General features: G+C 45.1%; 25 protein-coding genes, 1 other RNA gene and 1 other annotated feature. Of the genes, 2 read left to right on the top strand and 24 right to left on the bottom strand.

The window, feature by feature from the left end; translation table 11 throughout:
- Position 1 precedes the first annotated feature (1 nt).
- From NST16_RS04515 to cymR, 16 genes are all read right to left on the bottom strand, one after another.
- Complete coding sequence (locus NST16_RS04515) at positions 2-931, bottom strand: peptidase U32 family protein (RefSeq protein WP_268451153.1); 930 nt, start codon at positions 929-931, stop codon at positions 2-4.
- Between the two features lie 5 nt (positions 932-936).
- Complete coding sequence (locus NST16_RS04510) at positions 937-1,590, bottom strand: O-methyltransferase (protein ID WP_168748337.1); 654 nt, start codon at positions 1,588-1,590, stop codon at positions 937-939.
- Between the two features lie 151 nt (positions 1,591-1,741).
- Positions 1,742-2,824 carry an endolytic transglycosylase MltG gene (gene mltG / locus NST16_RS04505; protein ID WP_340884294.1) on the bottom strand — a complete coding sequence of 361 codons (1,083 nt, stop codon included), beginning with the start codon at positions 2,822-2,824 and terminating at the stop codon, positions 1,742-1,744.
- Positions 2,825-2,950: 126 nt separating this feature from the next.
- Positions 2,951-3,232: a DUF1292 domain-containing protein gene (locus tag NST16_RS04500; protein WP_010335105.1), complete on the bottom strand. Its 282-nt coding sequence runs from the start codon at positions 3,230-3,232 to the stop codon at positions 2,951-2,953.
- Positions 3,233-3,249: 17 nt separating this feature from the next.
- Positions 3,250-3,666 carry a Holliday junction resolvase RuvX gene (ruvX, locus tag NST16_RS04495; RefSeq protein WP_229146671.1) on the bottom strand — a complete coding sequence of 139 codons (417 nt, stop codon included), beginning with the start codon at positions 3,664-3,666 and terminating at the stop codon, positions 3,250-3,252.
- A gap of 7 nt (positions 3,667-3,673) precedes the next feature.
- Positions 3,674-3,940, bottom strand: a complete 267-nt coding sequence (locus tag NST16_RS04490) for an IreB family regulatory phosphoprotein (protein WP_003225903.1) — start codon at positions 3,938-3,940, stop codon at positions 3,674-3,676.
- 84 nt (positions 3,941-4,024) lie between these two features.
- Complete coding sequence (gene alaS / locus NST16_RS04485) at positions 4,025-6,661, bottom strand: alanine--tRNA ligase (RefSeq protein WP_268451151.1); 2,637 nt, start codon at positions 6,659-6,661, stop codon at positions 4,025-4,027.
- Between the two features lie 333 nt (positions 6,662-6,994).
- Positions 6,995-8,056 (bottom strand): AI-2E family transporter, encoded by a 1,062-nt coding sequence (locus tag NST16_RS04480; protein WP_024122303.1) that lies wholly within the window; start codon positions 8,054-8,056, stop codon positions 6,995-6,997.
- Between the two features lie 113 nt (positions 8,057-8,169).
- Positions 8,170-8,304: a YrzQ family protein gene (locus tag NST16_RS04475; protein WP_010335109.1), complete on the bottom strand. Its 135-nt coding sequence runs from the start codon at positions 8,302-8,304 to the stop codon at positions 8,170-8,172.
- A 21-nt stretch (positions 8,305-8,325) separates the two neighbouring features.
- Positions 8,326-8,517 (bottom strand): hypothetical protein, encoded by a 192-nt coding sequence (locus NST16_RS04470; protein ID WP_010335110.1) that lies wholly within the window; start codon positions 8,515-8,517, stop codon positions 8,326-8,328.
- A gap of 10 nt (positions 8,518-8,527) precedes the next feature.
- On the bottom strand, positions 8,528-8,992 hold the full coding sequence (locus tag NST16_RS04465) for a PRC-barrel domain-containing protein (protein WP_010335111.1): 465 nt from the start codon (positions 8,990-8,992) through the stop codon (positions 8,528-8,530).
- 118 nt (positions 8,993-9,110) lie between these two features.
- Positions 9,111-11,507, bottom strand: a complete 2,397-nt coding sequence (gene recD2, locus NST16_RS04460) for an SF1B family DNA helicase RecD2 (protein WP_326333910.1) — start codon at positions 11,505-11,507, stop codon at positions 9,111-9,113.
- A 24-nt stretch (positions 11,508-11,531) separates the two neighbouring features.
- On the bottom strand, positions 11,532-12,152 hold the full coding sequence (locus NST16_RS04455; RefSeq protein ID WP_238933066.1) for a tetratricopeptide repeat protein: 621 nt from the start codon (positions 12,150-12,152) through the stop codon (positions 11,532-11,534).
- A gap of 84 nt (positions 12,153-12,236) precedes the next feature.
- Positions 12,237-13,352 (bottom strand): tRNA 2-thiouridine(34) synthase MnmA, encoded by a 1,116-nt coding sequence (mnmA, locus tag NST16_RS04450; protein ID WP_340884282.1) that lies wholly within the window; start codon positions 13,350-13,352, stop codon positions 12,237-12,239.
- A 28-nt stretch (positions 13,353-13,380) separates the two neighbouring features.
- Entirely contained in the window at positions 13,381-14,523 is a 1,143-nt protein-coding gene (locus tag NST16_RS04445; protein ID WP_168748342.1) for a cysteine desulfurase family protein, read from the bottom strand.
- Positions 14,524-14,542: 19 nt separating this feature from the next.
- Positions 14,543-14,959, bottom strand: a complete 417-nt coding sequence (gene cymR, locus NST16_RS04440; protein WP_003225879.1) for a cysteine metabolism transcriptional regulator CymR — start codon at positions 14,957-14,959, stop codon at positions 14,543-14,545.
- A gap of 201 nt (positions 14,960-15,160) precedes the next feature.
- On the opposite strand from cymR, the gene NST16_RS04435 reads away from it, so the two are divergent.
- Positions 15,161-16,426: a replication-associated recombination protein A gene (locus tag NST16_RS04435; RefSeq protein WP_010335115.1), complete on the top strand. Its 1,266-nt coding sequence runs from the start codon at positions 15,161-15,163 to the stop codon at positions 16,424-16,426.
- 42 nt (positions 16,427-16,468) lie between these two features.
- Here the strand turns inward: NST16_RS04435 and NST16_RS04430 are convergent, their stop codons facing one another.
- The 5 genes from NST16_RS04430 to NST16_RS04410 form a co-directional block, all read right to left on the bottom strand.
- On the bottom strand, positions 16,469-17,233 hold the full coding sequence (locus NST16_RS04430; protein ID WP_340884279.1) for a tRNA threonylcarbamoyladenosine dehydratase: 765 nt from the start codon (positions 17,231-17,233) through the stop codon (positions 16,469-16,471).
- Positions 17,234-17,316: 83 nt separating this feature from the next.
- Positions 17,317-17,509, bottom strand: a non-coding RNA gene (gene ssrS, locus NST16_RS04425) — 6S RNA.
- 60 nt (positions 17,510-17,569) lie between these two features.
- Positions 17,570-19,348, bottom strand: a complete 1,779-nt coding sequence (aspS, locus tag NST16_RS04420) for an aspartate--tRNA ligase (protein ID WP_340884276.1) — start codon at positions 19,346-19,348, stop codon at positions 17,570-17,572.
- 13 nt (positions 19,349-19,361) lie between these two features.
- Complete coding sequence (gene hisS / locus NST16_RS04415) at positions 19,362-20,636, bottom strand: histidine--tRNA ligase (RefSeq protein WP_326191013.1); 1,275 nt, start codon at positions 20,634-20,636, stop codon at positions 19,362-19,364.
- Between the two features lie 89 nt (positions 20,637-20,725).
- Positions 20,726-20,956 (bottom strand) — a binding site (T-box leader).
- 56 nt (positions 20,957-21,012) lie between these two features.
- Complete coding sequence (locus NST16_RS04410; protein WP_340884273.1) at positions 21,013-21,183, bottom strand: YrzK family protein; 171 nt, start codon at positions 21,181-21,183, stop codon at positions 21,013-21,015.
- A 132-nt stretch (positions 21,184-21,315) separates the two neighbouring features.
- On the opposite strand from NST16_RS04410, the gene NST16_RS04405 reads away from it, so the two are divergent.
- On the top strand, positions 21,316-22,869 hold the full coding sequence (locus NST16_RS04405) for an SH3 domain-containing protein (protein ID WP_340884270.1): 1,554 nt from the start codon (positions 21,316-21,318) through the stop codon (positions 22,867-22,869).
- A gap of 26 nt (positions 22,870-22,895) precedes the next feature.
- Here NST16_RS04405 and dtd read toward each other — a convergent pair whose 3' ends face one another.
- The 3 genes from dtd to NST16_RS04390 all read right to left on the bottom strand — a co-directional run bounded on the left by dtd (position 22,896) and on the right by NST16_RS04390 (position 26,233).
- Positions 22,896-23,336, bottom strand: a complete 441-nt coding sequence (gene dtd / locus NST16_RS04400) for a D-aminoacyl-tRNA deacylase (protein ID WP_229146639.1) — start codon at positions 23,334-23,336, stop codon at positions 22,896-22,898.
- Between the two features lie 12 nt (positions 23,337-23,348).
- Positions 23,349-25,553, bottom strand: a complete 2,205-nt coding sequence (gene relA, locus NST16_RS04395) for a GTP diphosphokinase (protein WP_010335122.1) — start codon at positions 25,551-25,553, stop codon at positions 23,349-23,351.
- A gap of 167 nt (positions 25,554-25,720) precedes the next feature.
- Positions 25,721-26,233: an adenine phosphoribosyltransferase gene (locus NST16_RS04390; protein WP_010335123.1), complete on the bottom strand. Its 513-nt coding sequence runs from the start codon at positions 26,231-26,233 to the stop codon at positions 25,721-25,723.
- Positions 26,234-26,237 lie beyond the last annotated feature (4 nt).

Genomic DNA, 26,237 nt, shown 5'->3' with positions numbered 1-26,237 from the left:
ATTAATAAACCGTTTCTTTAAAGAAGAAGCCGGTATCTATTTTTCTGTTTACTGGCTGAATGTTTTCAATGCGTTCGATCCAGTCTTCTTTTTTCGCTTCATATTCGTCACGGTTTTCCACACACAGATCAATCGCTTCTCTGTACATGCTGGTGACTTCCACTAAGTATTCAGATGATTTCAGAACACCGTCGATTTTGAACGAATCGACTCCTGCATCTATTAGATCTTCAAGTTCATCAATGATACACACATCGTTCGGGCTCATGATATGTGTGCCGTTCTCATCTTCGAAAATCGGATATTTGTTATGGCGTTCCTTATCATGCAGGAACATGCCGGATTCTTTTTTCTTTCTTTCAATGTCCATGACTTTGCCCTGGTATTCGAAATAGTTCCCGATCAAGGAACGTTTCGATTGGAACATGCAGGTCATTCCATGCACCTGAACTTCAATTTCAACTTCTGCGTTTTCTTTGATCTCGACAATGCTGTCCATATTTAATTCTCTGGCAAGCACAGATCGAGCCGCGCCTTTACGTCCCCAGTAGTTGCATGTGTAATAGTTGGTTCCTGTCGTTTCTGTGCTCCAATGAAGCTTCAGATCCGGCGCTGATTCACGCGCAGCCATAAGAACGGCAGGATCGCCGAATACAGCTGCATCAACGCCCGTTTCCGCTAAGAAAGCAAGATAATCGCCTAGTTCTCCCACTTTATCGTTATGAAAAATTCCGTTTACGGCAACGTATACTTTAGCTCCTTCATTATGGGCAATGTCTACGGCTTTCCTTACCTCTTCACGTGAAAATTCCCCAGCTAATCTCAGACCGTATCTCTGTTCCCCAACTAAAAACGCAGTTGCCCCCGCCTGAATCAACGGCAAAATGTCTGCCGTACTTGTCGGTGTGACTAAGAGCTCTGGTTTTTTCATGACGTTCACCTCTTCTTTTTACTAATCGCAAGCCCGTCCCCAACAGGGATAATCGCAGTTTGATAATCCGGATGATTCATCAGCCAATGATTATACTCATCGATTTTCGATACCAGCCTGCGCCTTCTTTTTGATTCTATTTTGCTGTAATCCTCTGCCACCAGACCTTTAAACAGCACGTTGTCTGTTAAAATCACCCCGTCTGGCGAAAGCATCGGTTCATATAAGTGAAAAAAGTTTTGATATTGACCTTTAGCAGCATCAATGAAAATCACATCATATGGCGCTGTGACATGAACGGCTTCTGCTAATTCAAGCGCGTCCCCGTAAAACACATGGATTCGGTCATCAAGCTGAAAATCCTTTATGTTGTGAACAGCTTCCTCATGGCGTGTCTCATTGCGTTCAATCGTATATATTTCTGCAGACGGCAGTGCTAGCGCCATTCGAATGGCCGAGTAACCGATAGCCGTTCCGATCTCCAGTATTTTCTTCGCCTGTTTGACTGACAAGATTTGGAGCAGCACTTCTATGCCCGCTTTTTCCATAATCGGAACATGATGTTCTTCCGCATATGCTTCCAGCTTCCTCACGTTATCCGGCTGAGGCTTCAATAATGCTTCTATATAGTCATTTATTTGTTCATAGCGGTCTGTCACAACAAACAGCCTCCCGTTCTAAAAAGGAGTGCCCCAGTCTTTGACACAGGACACTCTCTGAGCACAACTTGTATACGTTAGTAAACAACCCGATATATTTTATCATAAAACCTTACGAAATGCGAATAAAAGGAGAGCTTTTGCTCTCCTTTTATTTCTGATTTTTTGCCGAAATATATTTTTCTTTTGCTTTATTATGTTCTTTTAATGTTTTCGTAAATACGACCTCACCGTTTGATTTTGCTAAAAAGTACAGATAGTCCGTTTTATCCGGATGAAGCGCCGCTTCCCAAGAAGACATTCCGGCATTGGCAATCGGACCTGGCGGCAGACCGATGTTTTTGTACGTATTGTACGGCGAATCGATTTCAAGGTCCTTATAAAGCACCCGGTCTTTATGTTTGCCAGCCGCATACAAGACGGTCGGATCTGTCTGAAGCGGCATCTTCTTTTTCAGCCTGTTATAAAAGACGCTGGATATTTTATGGCGATCGGCTTTTTCAGTCGCTTCCTCTTCGATCAAAGAAGCCATCGTTAGCAGCTTATGCACAGAAAGCTTTTCTTTCTTCATTTCTGTTTTGTATGTCTTCACATAAGAATCTGTCTGTTTCATCATCTCAGTTATGATGTCCTCAAGCGACGTATCCGGATCGTGGAATGGATATGTAGCCGGGAATAGGTATCCTTCCAGCGGATGCTTTATATTTTTCTGAAAAACATCGTTTGTAACGGTGTCCGGAAATTCCTTTTTCAGCTGATTGATAAACGTTCTATCGTCCAGCTTTGCCATGACCTGTTTTGTTGAGTATTTCGTTTCCTCAGCAATGGCTGTGGCGATTTGTGTCAGCTGTTTCCCCTCAGGCACTGTAATTTGAAAGGCGTAGCTTGTAGCCCCGTTTGTCAGCTTCTTGATAATGGCATCCAGATCCATTCCTTTGTTCAGATGATAGTACCCGGCTTGGAATCCCGAAGCTTTTTTATATTTCACATAGTACTGAAATGCCTTTTCACTTTTTATGACATTGTTTTCCTTCAAAATCGATGCGATCGCAGATACAGATGATCCGCTCGGAATGTTAATATTAACTGTCGTTTTATTGTTTTTTTCAACAGGTTCCAGAAGTGATTTCCCATATAAAAATGCTCCGCCTATGATGAGAAGCAGCACAATAACGGAAGACAGTACAATTCTTTTTTTATTTAGAAATGATTTTTTTTGCTGATTAATATACATAAGGTCTCCTCCCATCAGCTTTTATACTACATGATTCATGCTGTTTCGGCAATTTATTACAAAAAAACGTCTCTTGATAAGCAGAAAAAAAGCCGGAGCAGTATAGGCTCCGGCTTTTGCGCGGTTTTACTCTTCGTCTTCTTCCGCTAAAAACGTGTTTAATGTCTCTTCGATCATATCCCATTCTTCATCGGTTTCGATCGGGAATAGTTCGCCGTCTTCACCATCTTCGTTTGGCGTAAAGCTGGAAGCAAGAATTTCTACTTCTTCGTCATTCTTTGTTTCAATTGGGTAGTACAAAACATAAGATTTGCCAAACTCTTCGTTTTCAAATGTAAACAGCACTTCGCAAAGCTGTTCATTTCCTTGATCGTCAACAATTGTAATATTTTTTTCGCCGTGTTCCATTATATTCACCTCTGGCTTTAATTTAAACTGTCAAGATATCCTTGCAGAATCATAACAGCCGCCATTTTATCAATGACTTTTTTTCGTTTCTGCCTGCTGACATCAGCGGCAATCAGCATTTTTTCAGCCGCCATTGTGGTAAGACGCTCGTCCCACAGCACAACAGGTACATTGTACGTGGTTTCAAGCACTTTCGCAAATGCTTGGCTGGCTTCGCCTCTCGGGCCGACAGTTCCATTCATGTTTTTAGGAAAGCCGAGCACGATCTTATCTATAGTATAGTCTTTTGTCAGTTCAGATAAACGAGTTAATCCGTAATCGCCCTCTGCTTCATTTATCTTTATGGTCTCAATGCCTTGAGCAGTCCAGCCCATTTCGTCGCTCAGAGCAACACCGAGTGTTTTGGTTCCTAAATCGAGCCCTAATATTCTCATTGTTTATTTACGCCTCTTTATGCTGTTCTAAATAAGACTTCACCAATTCCTCGATTAATTCGTCTCTTTCAAGTTTGCGAATTAAATTGCGAGCGTCACGATGCCTAGGAATATAAGCGGGATCACCTGACAGCAAGTATCCGACAATCTGATTGATTGGATTGTAGCCCTTTTCCTGAAGCGCGTCATACACTGTAATCAGCACCTCATTTACGTTAGTTTCGGCAGAATCATCGGAGAAATTAAATTTCATCGTTTTATCAAACGAGCTCACCGTTTTGCACCTCTTTCCCAAATTCGCAGGCAAAGTTCAGCCTGGGGTCCTTATCTTACCATCATTCTACACTACATGGGCAAATTATAAAACGGATTTCACCCAATCTTCTACAGAAGCCAAGGCTTCTTCTAATTTTTCCGGCTGCTTTCCGCCTGCCTGTGCCATGTCCGGACGGCCTCCGCCGCCTCCGCCGCAAACTTCCGCGGCTTGTTTAACAAGCTTGCCGGCATGAAGGCCTTTCTCAATCAGATCCTTAGTAACACCGGCAGAAATATTGACTTTATCATTTTGCACAGCGCCAAGCACGATGACCGCAGAGCCGATTTTTGCTTTCAGTTCATCAACCATTGTACGGAGATGGTTCATATCTTTGGCGTTTACCTTTTCCGCAAGCACGCTGACACCATCAACTTCTTTTACTTTTGATAGTATGGCGCCTGCTTCAACGTTGCCGAGTTTCGCCAGAAGAGATTCATTTTCTCTTTGCGCTTCCTTCAGCTCAGCCTGCAGCGCAGCAACGCGTTTCGGCACTTCTTTGATATTTGTTTTCAGTTCGTCGGCAGTCTGCTTCAAAACGGAGATCTGGCTGTTCATTTCTACGTAAGCGCCTTGTCCTGTTACAGCTTCAATCCGTCTAGTGCCAGCTCCGATTCCAGACTCAGATACGATTTTAAATAAGCCGATTTCCGCTGTGTTGCTGACATGGCATCCGCCGCAAAGCTCAAGGCTGTAATCTCCAACTTGAACAACCCTTACAATATCACCGTATTTTTCTCCGAACAGAGCCATAGCTCCCATTTCTTTTGCTTCAGCAATCGGTTTCAAATCAATGCTGACCGGGATGCTTGCCCAAATCTTTTCGTTTACAATAACTTCAATTCGTTCGAGCTCTTCTTTTGTCACTTGCCCGAAGTGTGAGAAGTCGAAACGAAGGCGGTTTTCAGTTACAAGAGAGCCCGCCTGATTGACATGCGTTCCGAGAACATCTTTCAATGCCTGGTGCAATAAGTGCGTTGCCGTATGATTTTTAATGACGCCGCTTCTCATATGATCTTCAACCTCAGCTGTTACATGCATGCCTTTTTGAACGGTTCCGCTCTCGACAACACCTTCATGCACATGCTGGCCGTTCGGCGCTTTTTGCACATCTTTCACTTTTACCACTGCCAGCTCGCTGCGTAACAAGCCTTTGTCGCCGATTTGACCGCCGCTTTCCGCATAGAAAGGTGTTTCGTCAAGAATGATCTGTACAGTTTCGCCTTCATGCGCTTCGTCAATTAACTGGCCGTCCCGCAGAAGCACAATCACATTGGCATCAGCCTTTGTTTGGGAGTAGCCGACAAATGTGCTTTCTTCTGTTATGTCGCGTAATGCGCCGCCCTGCACCTGCATGCTGCCGACATCCTGACGAGCATTTCTGGCCCGCTCGCGCTGCTGGTTCATTTCTTCTTCAAAGCCTTTATGGTCAACTGTCATGTTCTCGTCTTCCGCATATTCTTCAGTCAGTTCAACTGGGAATCCGTACGTGTCGTAAAGTTTAAACACATCCGCACCTGAAATGACGCTGCTGCCCTTATCTTTTTCCTTTTTGATCATTTCTGACAAGATGGCAAGCCCTTCATTCAGTGTTTCGTGGAAGCGTTCTTCCTCTGTTTTAATGACTTTTGAAATGAATTCTTCCTTCTCTTTGACTTCAGGGTAGAAAGCAGCCATGATCTCAGCAACAACCGGAACAAGATCGTACATGAACGGACGGTTGATATTGATCGTTTTGGCATAACGCACAGCGCGGCGCAATAAACGTCTTAATACATAGCCGCGTCCTTCATTAGACGGAAGCGCCCCGTCACTGACAGCAAAAGCAACCGTTCTGATGTGGTCGGCGATAACTTTAAATGCAGTGTCTTTTACATTGTCTTGGCCGTATGCTTCACCAGAAATCGTTTCTGTCGCTTTGATGATTGGGACAAACAAATCAGTATCGAAGTTTGTCGGGACATTCTGGATGACAGATACCATTCTTTCAAGTCCCATGCCTGTATCAATGTTTTTCTTTGGAAGCGGCGTATAGGTGCCGTCCGGGTTATGGTTGAACTCAGAGAATACAAGGTTCCATACTTCAAGGTAACGGTCATTTTCTCCCCCAGGATAAAGCTCTGGATCATCTGGATCGTTCCCGTACGCTTCACCGCGGTCGTAGAAAATTTCTGTGTTCGGTCCGCTCGGCCCTTCGCCGATGTCCCAGAAGTTCCCTTCCAGGCGAATAATTCTTTCTTCCGGAATACCAATTTTTTTCGCCCAAAATTCATATGCTTCTTCATCTTCCGGATGAACCGTAACAGAAAGAAGCTCTTCATCAAAACCAATCCACTTGTCACTCGTTAAAAACTCCCAAGCCCATGTGATCGCTTCTTCTTTAAAATAATCGCCAATGGAAAAGTTTCCGAGCATTTCAAAGAATGTGTGATGGCGCGCGGTTTTACCCACATTTTCAATATCGTTTGTTCTGATTGCTTTTTGAGCGTTTACGATTCTCGGATTTTCCGGCACAACGCGGCCGTCAAAATATTTTTTCAGCGTCGCAACACCACTGTTGATCCAAAGCAGTGAAGGATCTTCATGCGGCACTAATGACGCGCTCGGCTCTACAGCATGTCCTTTTTCTTTAAAGAAATCCAAAAACATTTGACGCACTTCAGCAGAAGTTAAGTGTTTCATTGTATTTCCTCCTCTATAAAAATCGAAATTCTCTTCAGTGACAGCAAAAAAGCCCTCCCCCTATGCAAACCACACGTTTACACAGGGACGAGAGCTGTCTCGCGGTACCACCCTGATTACGGGCCTTATGATTCGCCCGTCACCTTTCATCCCATAACGCAGGATGTGCGGCAGCGATTAACTGCACTCAGGATTAGCTTCCTCCGATCTTCTGATAAAGCTCCTTTCAGCTTACGGAGCTTCTCTCTTTAACAGGGCTTCGGCGTACTCAGATCCGTCACTCGAGATTCGTATGTATTCTACGAGAAATTATAGACAAGCGGCACGCCAATGTCAATGCTCCGTCCGCATCCGCAGAAAATGGATCATCATCACCTTTAAAACAGCCGCAGCAGGCACTGCCAGAATCATGCCGACAATCCCCGCCAGCTCTCCTCCGGCAAGAAGCGCAAGCATAATCACTACAGGGTGCATCTTGAGGCTTCTGCCGACAATGAACGGACTGAGGACATTCCCTTCCAAAAATTGAAGCACGAACACCGTAATGACAACGACAAGGACGGCCTTCACAGAAATCGTCATCGCAATTAAAAGCGCAGGAACAGCGCCGATAAAGGGCCCGAAGTACGGGATGACATTCGTAATACCCGAGATAAGACCCAGTATCAGCGGATATGGAAGGCCAAATATCCAAAATGTGATACCGGCTACGGCTCCGAGAATCAAGCAGACGAGCAGCTGGCCGCGAATGTAATCACCGAGAGAATCATCTACATCTAGCAAAAAAGCGCTGCCCCGCTTCCTCCACGACTTCGGCGTCAAATACCACACCGTTTTTTTCATCAATTCGATGTCCTTGACCATATAAAACACGAGAAAAGGAATCGTTGCCGCAATTAAGAAATAGTCGAGCACTTTACGGATTCCGCTGATTGCCCCTTCGATTGTGCCGGCGAAAAACGCCTCTGTCTGCCTAATCATTTTGTCTATGCGCTGATGCATGCCGTCCGGCCAGTCATCTGTATGGTTATGCACATGGAGAAGGAGCCCATTGTACGTCTCGGCAAACATAGGTATATTTTCTGACAGATCCGTCAGCTGCACGATTAGAACAGGCACACCTTTATATAATGCCCAGCCCAGTCCGCCAAAAAAAAGGACGTAAATCACCAAAATGCTTAAAGTCCTTGGCAGACCTTTGTCATGAAGCCACTCAGTGACCGGCAGTAATAAATAAGAAATAAAAATAGAAATGATCAAGGGAATAAAGATTGATTTTATGACGAGCCACAGGGGAGACCATAACATATCAAGCATACAAAAGACATAGACTGTTAACAGGACCAATAAACAAATGGCCACCCATAACAAAAGCTGCACCGGTTTCTGGAGCATCTGCTTTCACCTCTCCTATATCTTTTGAGGATTATAAGGAATTATTCTTTTATGTTTCCCCTTCACGACGGCTTACATAAAAAGGATACTCTAAAGAGAGTATCCTTCATTCCTTAAAACATTTTCATCATTTTTTTTCTCATCCGCTTCATGCTTCGATTATTATTCAGCATGTCAGATTGAGTCGCCATTCGGTACACGAGAGCCCCAGCTCCCATCGCCAAAAGAGAAGTCATTGTCCGATTCATCCTGCGCATCTCCTTTCGATATTAAAAATTGATGCTGCGTTCATCCTCAGAAAACAAATCATCCAGGCTGCTTAGCGTTCCGTCTTCTTCCACTTGATGAGTTTCAATCTTCCCTTTGACCACTGTCAGCTCAATGAAACAGCCCCAGCAATAATATTGGTTCACGCCGATTTTCCCGATGTCCTTACTTTTGCAGTTCGGGCATATAAGCATATTCACACCTCTATCCGTTCAGAACGATCTCGTCTTTCCGCACCTCTACAAGCGAATCTGCTCTTTGGATGTGGCGTTTACATCCCGCCAAGTCAGAAAAGAAACCGTCCGAGAGTTCATATGCTACGATTATGCCCCTGTCCAAACAAAAGTATACATCTTCCAGCATCCCCAAAATATCACCCTCTTGCGATTTCACGAGCTTCATTTTCATCTGCTCATATGTGAAGCATGATTTCGGAAGAGGCAGAAGCTGCTCTGCATTGACTGCAGCCAATATCCGGTCATGAAGAATGCAACTGATATCACATGCACGTAAAAGCGCATGATGGTTATGAAAAAGACGTTTTTGTTCAAGAATAAATCCGAGACAATTTCCTTCAAGAGAAAAACAAATATCAGAAATCGTCCCAAGATAAACAGAAGTTTGTTCTGAATATACAGGAAATCCTTCTACCTCATGGCATGTTCTCAAAGTGTGATCAACCACCTTTTGTTGAACAGGCTTAGGTTTTGCTTTTCACCTTTGACACATACGATGAAATCACTTCCACCGCCAATGAAAAAAGCCCCCGCAAACACGGGAGCCCCTTTTACAGCTGTTCTTCTTTCATAAAATCGAATGGCGTAATGCCTTCCATTCCGATATTTGCGTCGTGCACGCTGAACGGGAGCTCTTTTTGCAAAGCTGCAAGCTCAGCATCCATTTCAGCCACCTGCGCTGACAGCCTGTTTTTTAGTGAGGTCTGTCTGACAGTCGCGTCATTATTTTTCACGCCCCACTCCAGCGCTTCCTCTTCCCCGCATAAAATGAGAAATTTCTTCGCCCTCGTGATAGCGGTATATAGAAGGTTTCTTCTGAGCATTCTATAGTAGCCCTTCACTACAGGAAGAACCACGATCGGAAATTCACTGCCCTGCGATTTATGAATAGAGCAGCAATACGCATGAGTAAACTGACTGAAGTCTTTTTTCGTAAACGTCATTTCATTGCCGTCAAAAGAGACAACAGCCATGTCTTCTTTTTCTGTGTTTTCCTTCGCATAGAAAATGGAAGTGATTTCTCCAATGTCGCCGTTAAACACATTGTTTTCCGGCTGATTGACAAGTTGCAAAATTTTATCCCCGGTTCTATAGACAACGTCGCCGAACTTAATTTCCCTCCGCTTTTCTTTTGGAGGGTTTAAAATATCCTGCAGCATCACATTCAGCTCATTGATTCCAGCTTTCCCTCTGTACATCGGGGCGAGGACCTGAATATCTTTTGCCGTATATCCTTTTTTCAATGCATTCGCGACAACCTTCTCAACCACTTCTTTAATTTGCGAACCACCGCAGCGAATAAAGGAGCGATCCTTTGTCGGGGCAGTCAGGTTATTTGGAAGCAGCCCGTTTTTCATCTCGTGGGCAAGCTCGACAATGGACGATCCTTCCGCTTGTCGATAAATGTCTGTCAGTCTTACAGTCGGAATCACCTGGGATGCCAAAAGGTCTCTGAGCACTTGACCGGGTCCGACAGAAGGCAGCTGGTCTTCGTCTCCGACAATGATAATTTGAATATGATCAGGGATCGCTTTAAACAAATGATTCGCAAGCCATATATCGAGCATACTCGCTTCATCGATAATCAAAAGCTTCCCTTCAATTGGCTGGTCCTCTGTATGAGTAAATCCTTCCGCACCGTTCCAGCCGAGCAGCCGGTGTATCGTAACAGCCGGAAGACCAGTTGACTCACTCATTCGTTTCGCCGCTCTGCCTGTAGGCGCGGCCAGCACAATCGGAAAGGCTTCATCTTTTTTATAATCCGACGGATCAAGTGAAACACCGTGAAGTTCTCCATACAATTCCACAATGCCTCTGATGACCGTTGTTTTTCCTGTACCCGGTCCTCCCGTTAAAAGAAGCATCGGTGACGACAGCGCTTTTTGTATCGCTTCCTTCTGACTCGGCGCGTACTGAACATTCATACGCTCTTCCAATTCCCCCAAAGCCATCAGAAATTCTGATTCAGGAAACTGGTCGTCATATTCAGTTTGGCTTGCGATCTGTTTCACACGCTTTGCCACATTTTGTTCAGCGAAAAAAAGCGACGGAAAGTAACATCGTTCATCTTCTATAACAATATCCTTATTTTCTCCAAGCGCAATAATCGCGTTAGCGGCATCCATTTCTGCAATGCGCTGCCCATCTGCCGCTGACTGGTTTAACAGCGTTTGGGTTTCGATAATCAGCTGTTTCGTTTCTATGTACGTATGCCCTTCTGACAGGCATGTCGTTTCTAGCGTGTATAAAATAGCCGCTTTTACCCGCTCAGGATGATTCCCTGAGAGCCCCATTCTTCCGCCGAGCTCATCTGCTTTTCCAAACCCGATGCCTTCCACGTCTCTCACAAGCTGATAAGGGTTCTCCTGAATTTTTTCCAGCGTCTCGGATTCATAGGCCTGATAGATTTTCATAGACAGCTGAGGGCCGAAGCCAAATTGATTCAGCGAAATCATAATTTGCTCCAGTCCCTGATGCCGCTGCAAAGCACCGGCAAGGGTGTCAGCTTTCTTTTTTGACAGTCTCGGAACATCATAAAGGACTGAAGAATCAGCCAAAATTTTATTAATCGCTCTGTCACCCAGCTTTTTCACAATCTCTTCAGCGGTTTTTTTACCGATTCCTTCAAACAGATCGCTCGACAAATACTGAATGACGCCTTCTTTTGTTGTCGGGATCTCCTTTTTGAAGTGCTCAGCTTGAAATTGCAGTCCGAACTTTGGGTGAGTAACGGTTTTTCCGTAAAACGTGTAGGTCTCTTCTTCTTGAAGCGCAGGGAAGTAGCCCGTCACGGATACGACTTTATCTTCAATAGCTTCGGAGGTCTCTGTGACTTTCACTTTCAGAACCGTATATAAATTGGCGTCATTGTGATAAATGACGGTGTTTACTGTCCCTTTTAAAAAGGGCTCCTCCTCCATTTTCAGCTGATCCGGGTGCTGCTGCACGAGCCGTCCCTCCTCCTGAGCTTTTTATGATGGGTCGATTAGTTTTTTTGCATGAAGCGCCAGCATATGATCCGGCTGGATTTCGATTGCCTTGTCCAGCATTTCAAGCGCTTTTTCACGATTTTCTTTATAAGCATAAGCGACACCGGAATTATAAAACGCATCCGCGTGCCCCGGGTCTTGCTCTGTTACAGCTTCGAATTGGCTGAGTGCTTCGTCCAGCATGCCTTCGTTCGCCAAGCACATCCCGAATTGGAAACGGGCTTCTGTATCGTCTTCATTCAGCTCGACCGCTCTTTGTAAATATGGCAGAGCGAGCTTAGGCTGCTCAAGCTTTACGAGAACCGTTCCGAGCATGTAGAAAAGATCACCGTTCTCCATTCCGGCACGCAGCGCTTTTTCAAACATGTCTTTCGCTTCTTTGTACATTTCTTTTACCACATAGACATTTCCTGCTCCATAATAAGCAGTGGCGGCGCTACTGTCTAATTCAAGTGCTTTATCATAAAACGCTAGAGCCCGTTCCAGTTCATTTACGGATGAAAGCAGGTTCGCAAAGTTAATATACGGAATTGCGTCTTCTTTGTTTTCTTCAATCGCTTTTGTAAAAGCCTCTGCCGCTTTTTCGTAATCGCCTTCCTGCATTGCCGCTATACCGGCTTCATTGTAATCCACAGTCATCTTCCTTTCATTAAAAAACCCCAACTCGCTGTTGAGGTTTTTTTCATTTTATACATACCACAATTTTGTGCCATCTTTATATACGTCATCAATGGTTCCGCCGCCAAGGCATTCATCGCCATCATAGAAGACAACGGCTTGTCCCGGAGTGACAGCACGAACCTGCTCGTCGAAAATAACCTCCGCTTCGCCTTCCCCAGTCATTCGAACCGTAACTTTATGGTCTTCTTGACGGTAACGGAATTTGGCTGTGCAGGAAATTTCTTTGCCATCCATTATATCCGAACGAACCCAGCTGATATTAGTCGCTGTGATTTTATCGGAGTAGAGGAGCGGGTTGTGGAACCCTTGGTCGACGTAAAGGATGTTCTTTTCAAGATCTTTACCGACCGCAAACCAAGGCTCGCCGCTTCCGCCGATTCCAAGGCCGTGACGCTGACCGATCGTGTAGTACATTAATCCGTCGTGGCGTCCTTTTACTTCACCGTCCATCGTCATCATATCACCCGGCTGCGCAGGGAGATATTGACTGAGGAATGTTTTGAAATTGCGTTCGCCGATAAAACAGATGCCTGTACTGTCTTTTTTCGCCGCCGTTGCCAGATCTGCTTCTTTGGCAATTTCACGCACACGGCTCTTTTGAAGCTCGCCGATCGGGAACATCACTTTGCTTAGCGTATCTTCTGTCAGCTGATTCAAGAAGTACGTTTGATCTTTGTTTTCATCAATGCCGCGCAGCATTCTGACTTTGCCGCCGCTTCTGTCGACCCTTGCATAGTGGCCAGTCGCTAAATAGTCGGCGCCAAGTGACAGTGCATGCTCCAAAAATGCCTTGAATTTAATTTCTTTGTTGCACAGCACATCCGGGTTTGGTGTTCTGCCTGCTTTATATTCATCGAGGAAGTATTGAAATACCTTCTCGTAATATTGCTTTTCAAAATTAACGGCATAGTACGGAATTCCGATTTGATTGCAGACGCGGATCACATCTTCATAATCCTCTGTCGCCGTGCAGAAACCATTTTCGTCCGTATCATCCCAGTTTTTCATAAAGATTCCGATTACGTCATAGCCCTGTTCTTTTAACAGCAGAGCCGCCACAGATGAGTCTACTCCGCCGGACATGCCGACAACGACTCTTGTATCCTCCGGCCGTTTTTCCATTTCATTCACTCCAATAATTAAGTCCGCCTTATTGTGTTAGCCGCTTTACAACAGCAGCCACATGTTTGGCAGCGGTTTTCACTTGCTCAGCCGTATTGCCGAGACCGAAGCTGATTCGAATTGAGGACGTCAGCCGGTCGCTCTCTTCACCGAACATGGCAGTCAGAACATGTGACGGCAGGACTGAACCAGCAGTGCACGCTGATCCGCTGGAGACCGCGACTCCCGCCATATCAAGATTTACCAGCAGTGCCTCCACAGATACACCGGGAAAATAAAGGTTCATGACATGCGGAAGGCTATGCTCTTGATCTCCATTGATCTCGAATGCCACACCGGCATCCTTAAGCGTGCCGGCTATGATTGTTTTAAACGATTGATACTTCTCGTTTTTTTCGTCCCGATCTTCGCCCGACAGCTTGACCGCTTCTTTCAGCCCGACAATTCCAGGAACATTTTCTGTTCCGGCACGGCGTTTTCTTTCTTGCTCTCCTCCGAATAACAACGGAGAAAGCTTTACATCCTTACTTGCATATAAAAAGCCTGTCCCTTTTGGCCCGTTGAGCTTGTGCCCAGAAACAGACAGAAGGTCAATATGGCTGCTTTTCACATCAATTGAAAAAAACCCGAATGCCTGAACAGCATCGGTATGAAAATAAGCCGTGTGTTCCTTCAGCAGCTGGCCGATTTCATCGATCGGCTGCACAGTTCCGACTTCGTTATTTCCATACATCACCGTCACAAGGATTGTATCATCACGGAGTGCTTCTTTCACCTGATTTGCACTGACTCTGCCGTTTTGATCAACATCCAGATATGTCACTTCAAATCCGTCTTCCTCCAGTTTTTCACATGTGTGAAGCACGGCGTGATGCTCAATTTTTGTCGTGATGATATGTTTTCCCTGATTTTTTCTGGCAAGCGCAGTTCCCATTATCGCTAAGTTGTCAGCTTCCGTTCCCCCGCTAGTGAAAATAATTTCCTGTTCTGCCGCACCAATTTCAGCTGCAATGTGCGCTCTTGCTTCGTCCACCCATTTCCGTGATTCCCTTCCAAATGAATGAATGCTGGATGGATTGCCGAAATTTCCGGAGAAATGCGGTATCATTTTCTCCAACACGCGATCATCCATCGGAGACGTTGCGGCGTGATCCAAATAAATCCGTTCCATTTTGTTTTACACCTCTGATCTAAATATAGAACATATAAGCTTCTTGCTCTCCATCTGTGTAGCTGGCAAGGTCCTCTAATGTTGTGCTGTCTAACACTTCTTTGACAGCGTCCCGTATGCGGATCCACAGCTCCCGTTTGGCAGGCTCCTCGTCTTCGAGCACTTCCACAGGGCTGATCGGGCCTTCAAGCACGCGGATGATGTCTCCAGCTGTAATGGCATCCGGCTCACTTCCTAATACGTATCCACCATAAGCGCCTCTGATGCTTTTGACTAAGCCCGCATTTCGGAGCGGTGATACCAGCTGCTCTAAATAATGCTCTGACAGATTATTCGTCTGTGCGATGCTTTTTAATGAAGTCGGGCCTTCACCATGCTTTTTCGCGAGCTCGATCATAATGGTGAGACCGTATCTTCCTTTAGTTGATATTTTCAACATGAACACCTCTGTTATTTCATGATTTTCCACATATATAATGGTAATTTCTATATAATTCGTCCGTTTATTAAATAATAGACCAACTGCTATTATAGCATACCTTGTTCGAATTTTCATGGAAGCCGGCGGAAACGCGGCTTCCCCCTTTTCTAATTTCCGGATTTCCGTTACCCTGTAATTAAGTAAGGAGAGATGATGATGAAGCCATTGGCATATCGGATGCGTCCGACGAAAATAGAGGATATTATCGGCCAGCAGCATCTGGTGGCTGAAGATAAAATTATCGGCAGAATGGTTCAGGCAAAACATTTGTCATCGATGATTTTGTACGGGCCGCCCGGAATTGGAAAAACCTCAATCGCAACAGCAATCGCCGGTTCAACAAGTATTGCTTTCCGCAAGCTGAATGCCGTTATTAACAATAAAAAGGATATGGAGATCGTAGCTCAAGAAGCCAAAATGTCTGGCCAGGTCATTTTGATTTTGGATGAAGTCCACAGACTTGATAAAGGAAAACAGGATTTTCTATTGCCTTATTTAGAAAATGGCATGATTATTTTAATCGGCGCCACTACAGCTAACCCATATCACGCCATAAATCCGGCCATCAGAAGCCGCACGCAGATTTTTGAGCTTGAGCCATTAACACCTGAATTGATTAAACAGGCTTTGGAGCGGGCTCTTCATGATGAGCACCGGGGGCTTGGCACATACTCCGTTTCTATTGATGATCAGGCGATGGAGCATTTTGCCCAAGGATGCGGGGGAGATGTCCGTTCCGCTTTAAATGCGCTTGAGCTTGCTGTATTGTCAACAAAGGAGTCTGCGGACGGCGTGATTCACATTACATTAGAGACTGCGGAAGAATGCCTGCAGAAAAAGAGTTTTTCTCACGATAAAGACGGTGATGCGCATTATGACGTATTGTCCGCCTTTCAAAAATCGATCCGAGGCTCTGATGCCAACGCCGCTCTTCATTATTTGGCTAGATTAATTGAAGCGGGTGACTTGGAAAGCATCGCGAGAAGACTGTTGGTTATCGCCTATGAAGATATCGGCTTAGCCAGCCCGCAAGCAGGGCCGAGGGTGCTGCACGCAGTTCAGACCGCCGAACGGATTGGGTTTCCTGAAGCGCGCATACCGCTGGCCAATGCGGTCATTGAGCTCTGCCTCTCGCCGAAATCCAATTCAGCTATTCTAGCTATCGATGAAGCGCTCGCGGACATCAGAGCAGGAAAAATCGGCGATGTCCCAAAACATTTAAAAGACGCGCATTATAAAGGGGCACAGGAACTAGGAAGAGGCATCGACTATAAATACCCTCATAATTATGAAAATGGATGGGTTGAACAGCAGTACCTCCCTGATCCTTTAAAGAACAAGCAATATTACAAACCGAAGCAGACTGGTAAATTTGAATCTGCGTTAAAGCAGGTGTACGATAAATTAGTAAAAAGAAAATAAAAAAACAGCCTTGAATATGCTTCAAGGCTGTTTTTTATTCCATTATTTATCCTTCACGCGTTTGATTTCAATCTCTTTCAAAAGATCCATGACAACATGACCGCCCATAATCAATCCTGCAACAGACGGCACAAAAGCATTAGAGGACGGCGGCATTTTGGCTTTGCGAATTTTCGCATCGTCATTTCCGACTTCTTTTCTGACGTCTTCCCGGATCACAATCGGGCTTTCATCGGAGAAAATGACTTTAACGCCCTTTTTGATGCCTTCTTTACGGAGTCTCGTACGAACCACCTTTGCGATCGGGTCAGTATGCGTTTTAGAAATATCAGCGATTTGGAAACGTGTCGGGTCTGTCTTGTTCGCAGCACCCATGCTGGAGATCAGCGGAATATCACGTTTCAGAGATTCTTTCATTAAATGGATTTTGTAATGAATGGTGTCTGACGCATCAATCACATAGTCAAGGTTATACTCAAAGAATTGCTCATACGTTTCTTCCGTATAGAACATTTTTAAGGAAATCACTTCACACTCAGGGTTAATGTCCGCAATCCGTGCTTTCATTAAATCCACTTTCGGCTGACCGACAGTAGAAAGAAGAGCATGAAGCTGACGGTTTACGTTTGTAATGTCCACATCATCCTTATCAACAAGCAGGATGCGCCCGACGCCTGAACGTGCAAGCGCCTCCGCTGCGAACGATCCGACGCCCCCAACTCCGAGCACAGCAACTGTGCTGTTTTTCAGCGTTTCAAGGCCTTCTTTTCCAATAGCTAATTCATTGCGTGAAAACTGGTGTAACAAGAACCTCACTCCACATTCGTAATCTGGTTTTCATATGATAAATGGCTGTTACACAAACAGCCGTTTTTTCTGCGCATAAAAAATAAAGTCCCAATTGTGCCGTTGCAGCTTTCCTTTGTTTTGAACCCGCTCTCAGCAGGTGGGTGCCCTCTTTTAAATCTTGTAAGTCCTCTTTACCGAATGAAAAGAGGCATGTACGCCATTTAAAAATGCGGGCTCCCAAATCAAAAAAATGTTCGGTCAAAACTAGGTGTACAACTAACACATCAGGACTTTATTTAACTTGTCAAAATCATATCACAGACGATTTTGATTTTCAAGAATGGAACTGCACATTCAGTTCTTTACTTTTGATTTGATGGAAAGATGAAGCTCATCAAGCTGTGCATCGCTTACTTCTCCCGGCGCATCTGTCATCAGACAGCTTGCACTTGCCGTTTTCGGGAAGGCGATGGTATCTCTCAAATTCGTCCGTCCGGCAAGAAGCATGACGAGACGGTCTAAGCCAAGCGCGATTCCGCCGTGCGGAGGAGCGCCGTATTCAAATGCCTCAAGAAGGAACCCAAACTGTTCGGCTGCTTCTTCTTTTGTGAAGCCAAGCAGTGTAAACATTTTTTCCTGAATATCCTTTTCAAAAATACGGATCGATCCGCCGCCAAGCTCATAGCCGTTTAAGACGAGGTCATAGGCTTGCGCTTTCATGTCCTCAGGCGCTGTTTCAATCAGCTCAAGGTCTTCACGGACAGGCATTGTAAACGGATGGTGCGCTGCGTAAAAACGGCCTTCCTCGGCATCATGCTCTAAAAGCGGCCAGTCAATCACCCATAAGAAATTGAAGAGGTTTTCGTCAATGAGTCCGCGTTCTTTCCCAAGCTTTAAGCGCAGGGCGCCGAGTGATGCGGCAACAACTTCGAATTTATCCGCTCCGAACAGCAGCAAGTCACCCTCAGCGGCTTCAAGCGCTTCAATTAACTTAGACTGCTTTTCATCATCAAAGAATTTGGCGATTGGGCCTTTCACTCCGTCTGCTTCGACCTTCACCCAAGCAAGTCCTTTCGCTCCGTAATTTGCGGCAAACGCACCTAGAGCATCAATGTCTTTTCTTGAGTAATCGCCGGCTCCGCCTTTTACGTTGATGGCTTTGACTACACCGCCGTTTGCCACAGCTGATGAGAACACCTTAAATTCAGTATCTTTTACAATGTCAGATACATCTGTCAAAAGCATGTCAAAGCGAGTATCCGGTTTATCAGAACCGTATTTGTTCATCGCCTCGTCATACGTCATTCGAGGCAGAGGAAGCTTGAGTTCCACACCTTTCGTTTCACGCATAATCTTTGCCATCATATCCTCAGCCAATGACATAATGTCTTCCTGGCTCATAAAGGACATTTCAATATCGATTTGCGTAAACTCAGGCTGGCGGTCCGCACGCAAGTCCTCATCACGGAAACAGCGGGCAATCTGATAATAGCGTTCAACGCCTGAGACCATCAGAAGCTGTTTAAATAGCTGCGGAGATTGAGGCAGCGCATAGAATTCACCTTCGTGCACACGGCTCGGCACCAAATAGTCACGTGCCCCCTCAGGTGTGCTTCCTGTTAAAATCGGCGTTTCAATATCAAGAAACCCTTTTTCATCTAAAAAGCCCCGAGCAGCTCTCGTCACGTTATGGCGCAGCTGGATCGTTTGAAACATAGCCGGTCTGCGCAAATCTAAGTAACGGTGTTTTAAACGCACGTCCTCTGATACATCATCCGCTTGATCAGAAATGGCAAACGGAGGCGTCTTCGCAGCACTCAATACAGTCACTGCATCAGCGTGAATTTCAATCGCGCCTGTTTTCAAATTCTGATTCACTGTGCCTTCTTCGCGCGCAACCACTTTTCCTTGAATATCTAGAACGTATTCGTTTCTGATGCCTTCCGCAATAGCAAGTGCTTCTTTTGATACATCGGGGTTAAAAACGACTTGAACAATACCCGTACGGTCACGCAAGTCAATAAAAATCAATCCGCCGAGGTCCCGTCTTTTTTGGACCCAGCCTTTCAGCGTTACAGATTCGCCAATTGCTTTTTCAGTCATTTCACCGCAATAATATGTTCTTCCAAACAATGCGTTCCACTCCTTATCCCTTTTGGTTTGCTTTCATCACATGTATAAATTCATCAAGAGCCACTTCAATCTGTTCGCCTGTTTTTGCATCCTTTACATTGATTTTGTTTTGAGCAAGCTCATCCTCTCCCAAAATCGCAATAAATCTGGCGTTGAGGCGGTCAGCTGTTTTAAACTGGCCTTTCATTTTTTTATTTTCGTAATCAATCTCACTGGAAATGCCGGCTTCTCTCAGTTTGTACACCAGCGAAACGGAATAATCCTTCGCTTTTTCGCCAAGCGTCACGATATAGCAGTCAATTCCCTGGTCAACCGGCAGTTCTCTTTTTTCAGCATCAATTGCGGCAAGCAGGCGTTCAATGCTCATCGCAAATCCGATGCCGGGCGCCTCTGGTCCGCCGATTTGTTCGACCAATCCGTCATAGCGTCCGCCGCCGGCAAGCGTTGTAATCGCGCCAAAGCCCTCCGCATTGCTCATGATTTCAAATGCGGTATGGTTATAATAATCCAGCCCTCTCACAAGGTTAGGATCAATTTCATAAGAAATGCCGAGATCGTTTAAATATTGCTTCACTTTTTCAAAATAAGCGGCTGATTCTTCATTTAAGTAAGTAAGAATAGAAGGTGCCGATTTCATCAGCTCATGATCCCGGTCCTTTTTGCAATCCAAAATTCTGAGCGGGTTGGTGTGCAGGCGTGACTGACAGTCTGAACAAAATTCCTCGATGCGCGGCTCAAAGTGTTTCACGAGCGCTTCTCTGTAGCTTTTGCGGCTGTCCCGATCGCCAAGACTGTTTATCACAAGCTTGACGTTTTTCAAGCCGGCCTTCTGGTAAATACCCATCGCCAGCGCCATTACTTCAGCATCTATTGCAGGGTCTTTCGAACCGATCGCTTCGATGCCAAACTGATAAAACTGGCGGTAACGGCCCGTCTGCGGACGTTCGTAACGGAACATCGGCCCGACATAATACAGCTTTGTCGGCTGAACAGGATTTGCAAATAATTTATTTTCATTAAAAGCGCGAACTGTTGCAGCAGTTCCCTCGGGGCGAAGCGTCAGGCTTCTGCCTTTGCGGTCCTGGAAGGTGTACATTTCTTTTTGCACAATATCCGTAGACTCCCCGACGCCTCTGGCGAACAGTTCTGTATGCTCAAAAATCGGCGTGCGGATTTCTTTATATTGATAAGTTCGGCAAGTGTCTCTCATGATTTGTTCAACATACTGCCAGCGCTCTGATTCTCCAGGCAGAATATCTTGTGTTCCTCTTGGAATGTTATATCCCATGTGTAGACCTCCTATGTATTCCTTATAAAATATACATTTATCGTCAATGATGAAAATGAAAAAAACTCCCGCCCCTACTATACACTTATAGTAGGGACGAGAGTTATACCCGTGGTGCCACCCTAGTTGGAATATTTTCGTATTCCCGCTCGATCCTTTAACGCAGGTTCACGTTCACTGCCTAATGACGGTATCACGCGTTCAGCAGGAAACCTCCGGAGTGTTGTTTCGAGAAAGACGCAATGGGAGCCGCTTTCAGCCTGGGGCGGTTCCTCTCTAGCCATGCAATCTGACCTACTCTTCTCCATTATTGGTTCAACAATTTAATTTATTATGTACTCGATTTCTATTATAATAATGGCATTGCTGTACTCTGTCAAGCTTTATTCTGGTTGTTTTTCTGCTGTGATGCTTCTTTGGACATAAGACCAAATTCAGTTGCCGTTTCAGTGAGATAACCAATTGTATCTGGATCGGCATGATCACTGAAATGCAGGTTTCCTTCGCCGTCGTGAAATGCACGCCCCATTTTTGGATGATATTTCATGATTTGCACACCTTTTTCATTGTATTTATGCCTAGTATAAACAAATCATTTTATTTTTATTTAAAAATCAGAAAGGACTTTACGATATTAAGAAAGAATGCTTTTTTTTAGATCATTAGAAAGGAGGACACAATGAGCAAGAAACACTTTGTTCTTATTGTATGTATTATCGTCGCCGGGGCGCTTTTCCCGCCATTTTCTGCCGTTACAGCCGCTCAGGGAGAAGCGGTCATCGCAACAGATGAAATGAACGTCAGAAGCGGCCCGGGACTTAGCTACGGCATCATGGCGGAGGTGAAAAAAGGGGAACGCTACCCCATCTTGAAGGAAGACGGAGACTGGGTGCAAATACAGCTTGGTTCCGGAGAAAAAGGGTGGGTTGTCTCCTGGCTTATTACTAAGGAAAAACAGGCAGGCACAAGCTCCACTGACAGCAGTAAAACTGTTACATCAACAGATCCCGATTTACGGATGAGAACAGGCCCTGGTACTTCATACGAAGTCATCGGCAAATTCCCGCAGGGCAGCCAAGCCTCAGTGATTGAAAAGGATTCCGGCTGGGTCAAGATTTCATATCGAAATTCCACCGGATGGGTATCATCCGAATACGTCACATCAGGCAGCGGCAGTTCAGCGTCTGAGGAAAGTGATCAGACAGAATCATCTGGTTCAACAACGGGAACGGTTGGCGTTTCTTCACTGAATGTCAGAGGCTCCGATTCACATGATGCAGCGATTATAACAAAACTATCACGAGGAACGAAACTTACAATCCTCGAAGAGAAAAACGGCTGGCTCCATATTGAAGTGAATGGGCTAAAAGGCTGGGTCGCAAGCCATTACATTGTGACCAGTTCTCACCCGGATGAAAATTCAGCTGATATCAGCAGTTCAGACAGTACCAAAAAAGCCTATATCGTATACGAAGGTACGAATTTAAGAAGCGATGCCTCAACGTCAGCTTCTATCGTTAAACGCACAGCCAAAGGCGATGCGTACACCATTACCGGATCAAAGGGCAGCTGGTATGAAGTAAGACTTGACAATGGGCAGACCGCTTATGTCGCCAACTGGGTTGTGCAGACGTCTAAAAGCGCTGAAGAATCCGGGGAGCCGCCTGTCGCTGATTCCGCTTCCGGAAGCGGGTCGCTGAAAAATAAAGCGATTGTTGTCGATCCGGGGCATGGAGGAAAAGACAGCGGAACAATCGGTTATTCAGGCCAATTCGAGAAAAAACTGACGATCAAAACGGCGCAACTGCTGGCCAGCAAACTTAGATCAGCAGGAGCAGACGTGTATGTGACACGGCAGGATGATACATTTGTCAGCTTACAGTCACGAGTCTCGACGTCTCATTACCGCAACGCAGACGCCTTCATCAGCATTCATTACGACAGCTTTGCGGATACTTCTACAAGGGGCAGCACAGCTTATTACTACAGTCCTGCAAAGGATCAAAATCTGGCAGCAGATGTACACTCTGAAGTGGTTAAGCGATCTTCAATTCCTGACCGCGGGGTACTATTCGGAGATTATTATGTGCTCCGCGAAAACAAACAGCCCGCTATGTTGTACGAGCTAGGATATGTAAGCCATCCGCAGGAAGAAGCCATTGTACATAGCAATTCATACCAAGAAAAAGTAACAGACGGAATTGAGAGCGGATTGGAGAAATATTTTCAATAAAAAAAGCTGCCAAAAGGCAGCTTTTTTTATTTTGAATCCATAATCAATGTAACCGGTCCGGAGTTTGTGAGCTTTACATCCATCATAGCGCCGAATTTTCCGGTTTCTACTTTGATTCCTTTTTCACGAAGCAAGTCATTCCATTTTTCATAAAGGCCCAAAGCCTTATCAGGTTTTGCGGCGTTCATGTAGTTCGGGCGCCGTCCTTTTCTCGTATCTCCGTAAAGCGTAAACTGTGAAACAGACAAAACCTCTCCGCCTGTATCCAGAAGCGACAAATTCATTTTTCCATCATTGTCATCGAAAATGCGAAGATTCACCATTTTTTCCGCTAAGTAAGCAGCATCCTCTTCTGTATCATCGTGAGTAATGCCAACCAGGACCATAATGCCTTGTCCAATTTGGCCGATCACATCTCCATCAACGGTTACGCTTGCTTCTGTTACTCGCTGAACGACTAATTTCATTTTCTGACTCCTTTAATTCATGACGCGGCGCACAGAATAGATATCCCTTATTTGCTTAATGCGCTCGACGACTTTATGCAGATGATTGATGTTCTGGATAAAAATAGCCATATGAATGGTTGCCACTTTGTTTCGGTCCGATTTGCCAGAGACAGAAGAAATATTTGTTTTCGTTTCATTCACTGCCTGAAGCACCTCGTTAAGCAATCCGCGGCGATCATACCCAAGAATCTCGATCTCAACATTGTATTCCTTGCGTTTTTGCACCTGTGACTCATGTTCCCACTCTACGGGGATCAGCCGCTCCTGCGCTTCATTCGTTTTGACATTCGGGCAGTCGTCGCGATGGACGGAAACCCCTCTGCCTTTTGTAATAAAACCGACAATATGGTCACCAGGCACAGGATTGCAGCATTTCGATAAACGCACAAGAAGATTGTCGATCCCCTTGACGCGAACGCCAGCTTCACGCTTTCTTCCTTGCGGATACGGTTTAGGCTCAGCAGTGACATCCTGAACAATTTTTTCTTGTTCTTCCTGATCACGCTGTTTTCTTTCTTTTTCCGTCAGCCGGTTCGCCACCTGCAGGGCTGTGATGCCATTGTAGCCGACCGCTGCATACATGTCTTCTTCATTTGAGAAATTAAATTTATCTGCAACTTTTTGGATGTTCTCCGGTGTCAGGACGTCCTTCACTTCAAAGTCCAGATTTTTAATTTCTTTTTCAACCAATTCCCGGCCTTTTTCGACATTTTCTTCGCGCCGCTGTTTCTTAAAGAATTGACGGATCTTATGCTTCGCCTGTGAGGTTTGAGCAAGTTTCACCCAATCCTGGCTCGGACCATAGGAATGCTTGGAGGTGAGAATTTCAACGATATCACCTGTCCGGAGCTTATGGTCAAGGGTCACCATTTTTCCGTTGACCTTCGCACCGATTGTTTTATTGCCGATTTCAGAGTGAATCCGGTAAGAGAAATCAATTGGGACAGAACCGGACGGAAGCTCGATGACATCTCCTTTTGGCGTAAAGACGTACACCATATCCGAGAACAAATCGATTTTGAGCGATTCCATAAATTCTTCGGCATCTGTTGATTCATTTTGGAATTCCAAGATTTCGCGGAACCATGAAAGCTTTTTCTCAAATGTTGCGCTTTCACTCGCTGCTTTTCCTTCTTTATAAGCCCAGTGAGCCGCAACCCCGTATTCCGCGATTTCATGCATTTCAAAGGTGCGGATCTGCACTTCCAGCGGGTCGCCTTTAGGCCCTATAACTGTTGTATGAAGCGATTGATACATGTTCGGCTTCGGCATTGCGATATAATCTTTGAACCTGCCGGGCATCGGCTTCCAGCATGTATGAATAATGCCGAGCACCGCGTAGCAGTCCTTTATGCTGTTCACGAGAATCCGGACAGCAAGCAGATCATAAATTTCGTTGAATTGCTTATTTTGCAGCACCATTTTTCTATAGATACTGTAAATATGCTTCGGCCGGCCTGAGAAGTCAGCCTTAATGTTGACTTCTTCGACACGTTTTTTCACCTCATTGACAACCTCGTCGACATAAAGCTCGCGTTCTGCGCGTTTTTTCTTCATGAGGTTGACAATTCTGTAATATTGCTGAGGATTCAAATAACGGAGCGCCGTATCTTCCAGTTCCCATTTAATCTTTGAAATCCCGAGGCGATGAGCCAAAGGAGCAAAGATTTCCAGCGTTTCATTAGAAATTCTCCGCTGTTTTTCTTGGGGAAGATGTTTCAGTGTCCGCATATTGTGAAGACGATCCGCCAGCTTGATCAGTATGACCCGGATATCTTGAGCCATAGCGACAAACATTTTGCGATGATTTTCCGCCTGCTGTTCCTCTTGAGATTTATATTTAATTTTACCGAGCTTCGTTACACCGTCCACAAGCATTGCCACTTCCTCGGAGAATGCTTCCTTCAGGTCATCAAGCGTCACATCAGTATCCTCCACTACATCATGCAGAAATCCGCCCGCGATTGTGGATGGATCCATTTCAAGATCAACGAGAATTCCCGCAACCTGAATCGGATGAATAATGTAAGGCTCACCTGATTTGCGGTATTGCTCGCGATGAGCATCTTCAGCGTACAGGTATGCTTTTTCGACAAATGCGATATGCTCATCGGATAGATAACTGCGCGCTTTATCAATAACTTGCTCGGCAGTCAATACTTGTTCGTTCGCCATGGAATCACCTTTTTTAAAATGTAAACTGTATTGTAGTTTATTATCAAGAAAAAAACGATAGATGTAAAGAGCAGAAGTTCAAATCACCAAATAATATATCAAATAAATGCAAAACAATAGGAAAAAAGCACCCTGTATCGAGTGCTTTTTCCTTTATGAGGTTATCTTTAGTATTTCATTAATGTTAAGATGTCATAATTATCAAGTTTATTTCTGCCATCAAGGTAAGAAAGCTCGATTAAGAAAGCGATACCAGCTACAATGCCGCCAAGCTCCTCGACAAGTTTGATTGTTGCTTCAATTGTGCCGCCTGTTGCAAGCAGGTCATCTGTAATAAGCACACGCTGGCCCGGTAAGATCGCATCTTTGTGGATCGTTAATACGTCTTTGCCATACTCCAAACCGTAATCCACTTTGATGACCTCACGCGGCAATTTGCCTTCTTTGCGCACCGGTGCAAAACCGACGCCAAGCGCGTAGGCAACCGGACAGCCGATAATAAAGCCGCGTGCCTCTGGACCGACAACCAAATCAATTTGTTTTTCTTTCGCATATTCAACAATTTGATCTGTTGCATAGCGATAGACATCGCCTTTATCCATCAGTGTCGTAATATCTTTAAATTGCACGCCCTCTTTCGGGTAATCCGGTACAATTGTTACGTATTGTTTTAAATCCATCTGT

The organism is Bacillus sp. FSL K6-1005, assembly GCF_038000225.1.
In the GTDB taxonomy this organism is placed as follows: domain Bacteria; phylum Bacillota; class Bacilli; order Bacillales; family Bacillaceae; genus Bacillus; species Bacillus mojavensis.
The sequence above is the reverse complement of the archived record's forward strand: the minus strand, read 5'-3'. Positions and strand labels throughout refer to the sequence as shown.